The following is a 6,918-nucleotide window of genomic DNA, read 5'->3' as shown; positions in this document are numbered from 1 at the left end:
CTTGATGATAAACATCGATTTCATAAGAACATCCCCTGTAACTAATTTTACTCAGTAAACTTTATTTTACCGTGTAAATAAAGTTTAACATATTGAGAGATCTGTGGGCAATAGGTTCTAGCTTACTTTCTCTCTCTGCCTCTGCTGCAAAATGTTTTTCGATTGACAATTTAATCTGCAGGCTTTAATATAAAAATATAAATTCATATTCTCCTAAAGGGGAGTAGCTTTTACAATAAAGTCGTCATTACAGAGTTAACAGCTCTCGGCTTTATTGACAACAATGTTGTTAGCGAGACCTTTACCAGCTGGTGAAGGTTGATATATGCAGAAAAAGACCTTTACCAAATTGGTAAAGGTCTTTTTGTATACCCAGCCTAAACTTGAAAGGATGCGATCATCTTGATTAAGAAAAATTTACAACAATTAATTAATAAGAATAAAGAACAAATATTACATGATAAAAATGAAATGGAAAGAATCGAAAGGAAAATAGATCTGAAATATATAAAAAATATGAAGGAGGATGCCTGAATGCTGCTTAGAAAATATGTCTCAATGTTTGGTGTCGGCGCTGCAAAAATTGATTTAGTATTACCGAAGACATCCTTTCACCCAGGTGAGTCATTGAACGGTTATTTTCTGCTGGAAGGCGGGATAGTAAAACAAAAACTGAGGCGGATCGACTGTGATTTAGTCATGGTCGATAAACATTCAATTGAGAAAACGATCGATTCCACCACGATCTATAAGTCAGAGGAACTTGAGCCGGATGAAACCAATAAACTGAATTTTGTTTATAGAATACCCAAACAATTAAGGGTCAATGAGAAGGGTATCCGCTATCTCTTTAAAACAAAACTTACTTTTGATAAAGGAGTTGAGAGCCTGGATGAGGATTGGATAACGGTCATTGCCTAGCTCAACTAAAGAAAACGCCCGACATGGGCGTTTTCTTTATATCAAGACATTACTTTGTATGTTTTTAGTTGGTCTAACTTGCCCAAAATCTCCGTTACCACAGAATCAATTCCTACATTCTCCGTATCTATATATTCACCAAAATTATACTCTGCGAATGCGTCGATGCACTTAATCGTTTGCTGGAAACACCAATTCCCTTCCTCTTCTCCCCTGTTTCGCAGCCTGGAAAAAATCGTTTCCCTGCTTGCCTGCAGACAAAAATGGAGAGTATGTTCATCAATATCTTTGAAACCGCTGACTATGTAAGTGAAGTATTCCGGAACCCTTATCGTCATAGGTACAATAAGGTTCTTCCCATACTTTCTTTTAAGGGTTCGGGCTGTTTCTACAGTGAGGATTCTCCAAAGCTCGAAGTGTTGAAAATCTCCACTTTTCGACTCAGCTTTTTTGATCTTATCGGGCAGGATCTCCCTAACCATGTATCCCACTAGTTCAGGATCGAAAAGCATGCTGTTATCCAGTTTAGTTATAAGCTCACTTGCTATAGTCGTTTTTCCCGCACCGAAAGCGCCATTGATCATAATGATCATTTCCTCTTCCCCGTATTTGTTTTAAAATCATTTCTCCAACTCATTTTATTATCACCTCGGTTGGTATATTCGATATTGAATGATTACTATCCTTTTTGATGAAAATAAAAATAAACACGCCATAAGCTGCTTTGATCTTTACCGAGAAACTAATCGTGAAAAATATTAAGCTTCAGTTTTTCGGAAAGCAATCGTAATACTTGTCCGCCGGCAACGCTGTTTCCCTTTTTATTGATGGCAGGACCGATTATTCCTATGCCCATCCGTCCAGGCACAGCTCCGACTATGCTTCCGGAAACTCCGCTTTTCAAAGGGAAGCCTACTTCGACAGCATATGTACCGGACTCATTATACATACCAGAAGTAAGCATGATGGCTTTCACGGTTCGGACGTGGTGCGCCTGGATCAACTGTTCACCTGTTTCGATATGTCTTCCGTGATTGATCAGAAAACAACCGAGCTTAGCAAGAGCAAGTGAATTTACGTCAATTGAATTTAACCGATAATAAAGGTCGAGAGCCTCTTCCGCGTCTTTGTTTGAGAGAACGCCTGTACTTTCCATGAAATACGCCAGGCTTCGATTACGGGCACCGTTTTTCACTTCAGATTGATATACCTCTTCGTTAAATTTGACTCTATCGTCACTTGTGATCGTTTGAAGGAACGAACAGATTCGTTCAAAACGTTCCTCAACTGATGACCCATTGATAAGACTTGCTGTGGCAATGGCTCCGGAATTGATGAGTGGATTAAATGGCCTGTGTCCTTCATAGTCTTCAAGATTGGATATCGAATTGAAGAAATCATCGGTAGGTTCCATTCCTACTTTTTGAAAGACCACTTCCTTACCGAAGTCTTCCAAAGCCATTAACAAGATGATGACTTTTGAAATACTTTGAAGAGAAAAGCGGCATTCATCCTCACCTGCCGAATAGATTTCCCCTTTTTGCGTGATGATGGTTACCCCCAGGTCGGTGGCATGGGATTGATCCAGCCCCGGTATATGATCGACAACTTCTCCATGGGAGGTAAATGGTCTGCATGCTTTTACCACTTCTTCCATGAATTGATTTGATAGCTTTTGCAATCCAGTTCCTCCTCAAATCGGTCTATATTTAGTATTTACCCAAATTCAACCTACTTAATGATAGGTATTGTATGTTGAATCAAATGATTGGATATCCCTGAGCATGCTGACCTTTATCTGAAAATATCCGGTTCACTTCTACTCTTGTGCCTTCTGAATTTGCTCCATTGGATGTTCTTCATCTCCAGTATGCCGCCTTGAAAGAAAACGAGTATCAAATTTTATACTGCTCATTTTTAAAATATATCTAATAATTCCTCGAAAGATTTGATCACATAATCGTGCTTCTTTACTTCCCCGAATCCATATTTTGCATAAACAAATGGAATATCTGCATCAAGGGCAGCTTTCCGGTCACCTTCTGTATCACCAACGTAAACAGGCTCCCTTAAATGGTTTCGTTCCATAATCAGTTTAATATTTTCCCCTTTTGACAGGCCGGTTCTACCAGGGTTTTCATAATCGATGAAATGCTTTTCCAATCTATGATAGTTATAAAAAGCTTCTATGTAACCGTGCTGGCAATTGCTTACAATAAATAATTTGTACTTTTTCGCCAAGGCTACAAGTACTTCTTCCACCTGGTTATAGAGTGTTCCGCCTCTTTCACTGAGTAGCCTGGTCTCAACATCGGAGCATTCGTTCATAAAGTGCTCCCTCTCTTCTTCATTAAGTTTGGGAAACAATATTCTGCCAATTTCATGCATCTGCAGCCCCATTGTTTCCTTCAGCTGTTGTGTGGTAATTTCCTCTTGCACTTTATCATGACTTCTAATGATCTTATTCCATGCATTTACAACAGTTTTCCTGGAATCCCATAGGGTCCCGTCCAAATCGAAAATGATACTGTCCATTGTTACCCCTCCTAGTTTAAAACAGCTCTTTCTTGAAAAAAGTCAGCCGTAATCCCTGTGTTATTTCCTTTTCCGCAATAACTTCAAAACCGAATTTTATATAAAGATCAATGGCGGGAAGGTTTTTTGATCCTGTGGATACAACCAATGATTTCACATCCTTCTCATTCATTTCAAGTTCGCAGAGCAGTTTATTAGCGATGCCTTTTCTGAAATGACTGGGATGAACCATCAATCTGTGAATATCGATAACACCCTGATCATGCTTAAAAGAAATGACGCCAGATAATTCATTTTGTTCATAATAACCGTAAAACGTTTCCCTTGATTGCTGTAAGTCAGCCGATGTCTCCTTAAGTGGAGGCAATTGATCGAATCCAATCATTTCAGCTTCAATTCTATATGACTGATATTGGAGGCGTAATACCTTTAATGCCTCAGCCTCTTGAGTAATGTCAATCTTTTGTATCACAAAGCCATCATCCTTCTATAAATAATTTCAGGGTTCTTTTTCAAGGCTCTATTCCAAATGAACTAAGTGTGATTGCTTTATTATCACGCTCTTCATTTTAGTTCTCTGAATTCACTGTCGTTTTTTCATATATTTTTAATGAATTTCCTCCTAATCCGAAAGCTTCGGTCGAATGAATCCACCCATATTTTTCATAATATTTTTCCAGGTCGGTTGCCAGATAAAGTTTTTTATAGCCTTTTTCTGTGGCTTTCTATAAAGCGGTCTGGAGGAATTGTCCGCCGAGCCCTCTGCCCCTGAATGCAGGATCGACATATACACATGCAAGCCAGGGAGTCAAATCCTGACGGCTGTTAATATCATTTCGGAGGATGGCAAACGTACCAATGATTTTCTCGTTCTCTATTGCCACGTAGAATCTGGGTACGTCTTCTTCGGTCTTACATGAACGAAGCATGCAGTCTTTATAAAACATGTAGTTTTCTTCACTGCCCCACTAATTCCAAAAGGCATTTACTGATTCTTCGAATATGTCGGTTCTCTCCTTTAATTCATAGATGCGCATGTTAATGACTCCCCTTTTCCCGTAAAAATCCCTGGTAATTAAACATTTTATAATATTATGAGAATTATATCTATTTATATAGTAAAATTATACAATATTAATGAAAGGGGTGTTTTTGATGTTTATACATAAGATTGATGATGATTTATATTTGAAATTAGTTGACTTGGAGGATGCAGAAGACATGTTCCTTCTAGTGGATACCTCACGTGAGCATCTGAAAGAGTGGCTCGGCTGGGTGGACTTTACGAAAAAAATCGAGGATTCGAAGGAGTTCATTCAAGGATGCATGCGCAGCTATGCTGAAAATAAAAGTATGACCACAGTCATATTCTATAAAGGAAACGCAGTTGGAACTGCCGGATATAACACGATTGATTGGTCCAACAAAACAGCTTATATCGGGTATTGGCTGCATAAGGATTACCAAGGGAATGGAATTATGACGAGGGTCGCAAAAGCGTTAACTGACTATGCATTTGAATATTATAAACTAAACAAAGTGGATATCAGAGCAGCTGTCGGAAACAAAAAAAGCAGAAGTATTCCCGAGCGGCTGGGCTTCGTGCAAGAAGGCACAATCAGACAGGCTGAATGGCTGTATGACCATTTTGTCGACCATGTCGTTTACGGGATGCTTCATGATGAATGGGAAAGGAAAATGTAGTCTAAATAACTGCCGTCTATTTTGAATATATGAATAGCAAGGAACCAAAACGTTCAGAATTTCTGAGCGATTTTTTGCAGCATTAAGTAAAATATACACCACTTCCCCCGTGCCATTCATGGAAAAACCTCAGAAATAGGTGCACGTCCATACCGAATGGACAAAAATACATACAATGTATTAAGTCGAAATATTACCTTCGGCAAATACGCGGAGTTAGGGGGAAGAAGTATGTGGTTTGCAAACTCTCATGGCTGCGATAAAAAATGTCATAATCGCTGCAATTTCTGGGACAACTTGATGTTCGGACACTGCTCTTGCTATGATGACGATTACGACCATCCTGTCTGCAGAGACTCCAGAAGAAAAGAAGCCGTTGAACAAAAGTGCTTTAAAATTAAGGACGACCATTCCTGTAAGTGTAAACACAATGATAACGAACATAGGGATTGGAACAATTGCAGCTGTAAAACAGCACACAGCAATTGCGGTTGCAAGAAAGATCATCATTCATGCGGCTGTAAGAATCATTCAAAATGCAACTGTCACAATCACCGGGGACATCACAGTGAAAAATGTAACTGCGGCAGATAATATCAGGGCCCATCCCAAATCGGATGGGTTCATTTTTTGCAGTATGACATTCCCATGAAATGAAAGTCAGTCGTTCTCTTAAGTCTGGACAATAGGCTTCAAACTCCGCATATATCAGTACAAATGTGATTGGTACAATCAGGGGCGGTATAGAGAACTCCAGGGGAATTGCCACAGCAGGATAACCTTTAATAGGACAAGCATTGCTCTTCTGAAATAAAATGCCTTTCTCAACTTCTTTCCAATGGGAAAGCATCTTATTCTGCTTTTCTTTAAATCGTTTATTTCTCCTTCTTAACCGGAATTAGTATTTCAAAATGAGGGTCACTTAAATCACGATCAAAAGGATACTGTTCGTGTTTGATAGGCAAGTCGTCATAATACTCAAGTCCATTCTCAACATAAGGTTTATACTTACCTTTTTCTTTCATCCACTGATAAATGTTCATGTAAGTTCTGCCGATGTCGCTCCCTTTTGGATGATGGGTCCTGAAATAATGCATCCCTGGCACCAATACTTCTTCCATGCCTTCTGGTATCTTCTGTTCTGCACTCACTTCATATACTGAGTAGTGAATGAATCCATCCGGGCGGAGATGATAAGATAAACCTAATTGCAGCTTGGGATTTACTGCATGTTCCAGTTCATTTACGCGTTCTTGCATGTTGTGAATGATTTTCTTCAGTTCAGGAATCTCAGTGTATGCTCCGTCCCATTTCAAACCGATGGCACGGTATGGCTGAAGCTCAATGATGTCGTATCTCCATTCTTCCACGTTAACTCTCCTCCTAAAAATATTTTCACATTTTATATATTCTGACCAATAAAGATAATCCCTTCTTAACATTGAATTAAATTTAGGGCTTATGCTCACTTCAAATTGTATGGTGATCCTGATATTTCTGTCGATTCTGAGTAGATCACATCGTCAGTTAAACCTATATATACCAACAAAAAAACATGCCTGGAACCGCAGCCCCGGGCATGTTTTTCTAATCATTGATTCGAGGTATACTCATTTTCATCAAATTTCTCTAATTCTTTCTTTGATTTATGTTTGAAAAATAGTACCACGAGCAACGCGGGAATGGATAAAATGATATACCCCAATAGTAAATTTAGAATGGCCCTCGACCTCCTTCCATTCTTTATCAACATTGTAA

Annotated in this window: 10 protein-coding genes; 4 read left to right on the top strand and 6 right to left on the bottom strand. The window is 39.0% G+C overall.

Annotated features, from left to right (window positions below):
- Positions 1-402: 402 nt before the first annotated feature.
- Both HP456_RS17685 and HP456_RS17680 read left to right on the top strand, forming a co-directional pair.
- On the top strand, positions 403-534 hold the full coding sequence (locus HP456_RS17685; protein WP_216663334.1) for an FbpB family small basic protein: 132 nt from the start codon (positions 403-405) through the stop codon (positions 532-534).
- Positions 535-921 carry a sporulation protein gene (locus tag HP456_RS17680; protein WP_172253553.1) on the top strand — a complete coding sequence of 129 codons (387 nt, stop codon included), beginning with the start codon at positions 535-537 and terminating at the stop codon, positions 919-921.
- A gap of 41 nt (positions 922-962) precedes the next feature.
- Here HP456_RS17680 and HP456_RS17675 read toward each other — a convergent pair whose 3' ends face one another.
- The 5 genes from HP456_RS17675 to HP456_RS25115 all read right to left on the bottom strand — a co-directional run bounded on the left by HP456_RS17675 (position 963) and on the right by HP456_RS25115 (position 4,403).
- Positions 963-1,514 (bottom strand): AAA family ATPase, encoded by a 552-nt coding sequence (locus HP456_RS17675; RefSeq protein ID WP_172253551.1) that lies wholly within the window; start codon positions 1,512-1,514, stop codon positions 963-965.
- A gap of 149 nt (positions 1,515-1,663) precedes the next feature.
- The gene (glsA, locus tag HP456_RS17670; protein WP_172253549.1) at positions 1,664-2,602 is read right to left on the bottom strand and encodes a glutaminase A; all 939 of its coding nucleotides are present in this window, start codon (positions 2,600-2,602) and stop codon (positions 1,664-1,666) included.
- A 236-nt stretch (positions 2,603-2,838) separates the two neighbouring features.
- Positions 2,839-3,456 (bottom strand): HAD family hydrolase, encoded by a 618-nt coding sequence (locus HP456_RS17665; RefSeq protein WP_172253547.1) that lies wholly within the window; start codon positions 3,454-3,456, stop codon positions 2,839-2,841.
- A 16-nt stretch (positions 3,457-3,472) separates the two neighbouring features.
- Positions 3,473-3,928 carry a GNAT family N-acetyltransferase gene (locus HP456_RS17660; protein ID WP_172253545.1) on the bottom strand — a complete coding sequence of 152 codons (456 nt, stop codon included), beginning with the start codon at positions 3,926-3,928 and terminating at the stop codon, positions 3,473-3,475.
- A gap of 253 nt (positions 3,929-4,181) precedes the next feature.
- On the bottom strand, positions 4,182-4,403 hold the full coding sequence (locus HP456_RS25115; protein ID WP_246289205.1) for a GNAT family N-acetyltransferase: 222 nt from the start codon (positions 4,401-4,403) through the stop codon (positions 4,182-4,184).
- A 208-nt stretch (positions 4,404-4,611) separates the two neighbouring features.
- Between HP456_RS25115 and HP456_RS17650 the strand changes: the two genes are divergently transcribed.
- Both HP456_RS17650 and HP456_RS17645 read left to right on the top strand, forming a co-directional pair.
- Positions 4,612-5,160 (top strand): GNAT family N-acetyltransferase, encoded by a 549-nt coding sequence (locus tag HP456_RS17650; RefSeq protein ID WP_172253543.1) that lies wholly within the window; start codon positions 4,612-4,614, stop codon positions 5,158-5,160.
- Positions 5,161-5,482: 322 nt separating this feature from the next.
- A complete protein-coding gene (locus HP456_RS17645) occupies positions 5,483-5,812 on the top strand; it encodes a hypothetical protein (RefSeq protein WP_172253541.1) in 330 nt (109 codons plus the stop codon).
- Positions 5,813-6,035: 223 nt separating this feature from the next.
- Here the strand turns inward: HP456_RS17645 and HP456_RS17640 are convergent, their stop codons facing one another.
- Complete coding sequence (locus HP456_RS17640) at positions 6,036-6,530, bottom strand: GyrI-like domain-containing protein (RefSeq protein WP_312857790.1); 495 nt, start codon at positions 6,528-6,530, stop codon at positions 6,036-6,038.
- Positions 6,531-6,918 lie beyond the last annotated feature (388 nt).

It is taken from the genome of Bacillus haikouensis (genome assembly GCF_013179555.1).
In the GTDB taxonomy this organism is placed as follows: domain Bacteria; phylum Bacillota; class Bacilli; order Bacillales; family Bacillaceae_B; genus Rossellomorea; species Rossellomorea haikouensis_A.
The sequence above is the reverse complement of the archived record's forward strand: the minus strand, read 5'-3'. Positions and strand labels throughout refer to the sequence as shown.

Coding starts and splice junctions, on each gene's coding strand:
- HP456_RS17680 (WP_172253553.1), top strand. CDS start 535: ATGCTGCTTAGAAAATATGTCTCAATGTTTGGTGTCGGCGCTGCAAAA.
- HP456_RS17675 (WP_172253551.1), bottom strand. CDS start 1,514: ATGATCATTATGATCAATGGCGCTTTCGGTGCGGGAAAAACGACTATA.
- HP456_RS17665 (WP_172253547.1), bottom strand. CDS start 3,456: ATGGACAGTATCATTTTCGATTTGGACGGGACCCTATGGGATTCCAGG.
- HP456_RS25115 (WP_246289205.1), bottom strand. CDS start 4,403: ATGTTTTATAAAGACTGCATGCTTCGTTCATGTAAGACCGAAGAAGAC.
- HP456_RS17650 (WP_172253543.1), top strand. CDS start 4,612: ATGTTTATACATAAGATTGATGATGATTTATATTTGAAATTAGTTGAC.
- HP456_RS17645 (WP_172253541.1), top strand. CDS start 5,483: ATGATGACGATTACGACCATCCTGTCTGCAGAGACTCCAGAAGAAAAG.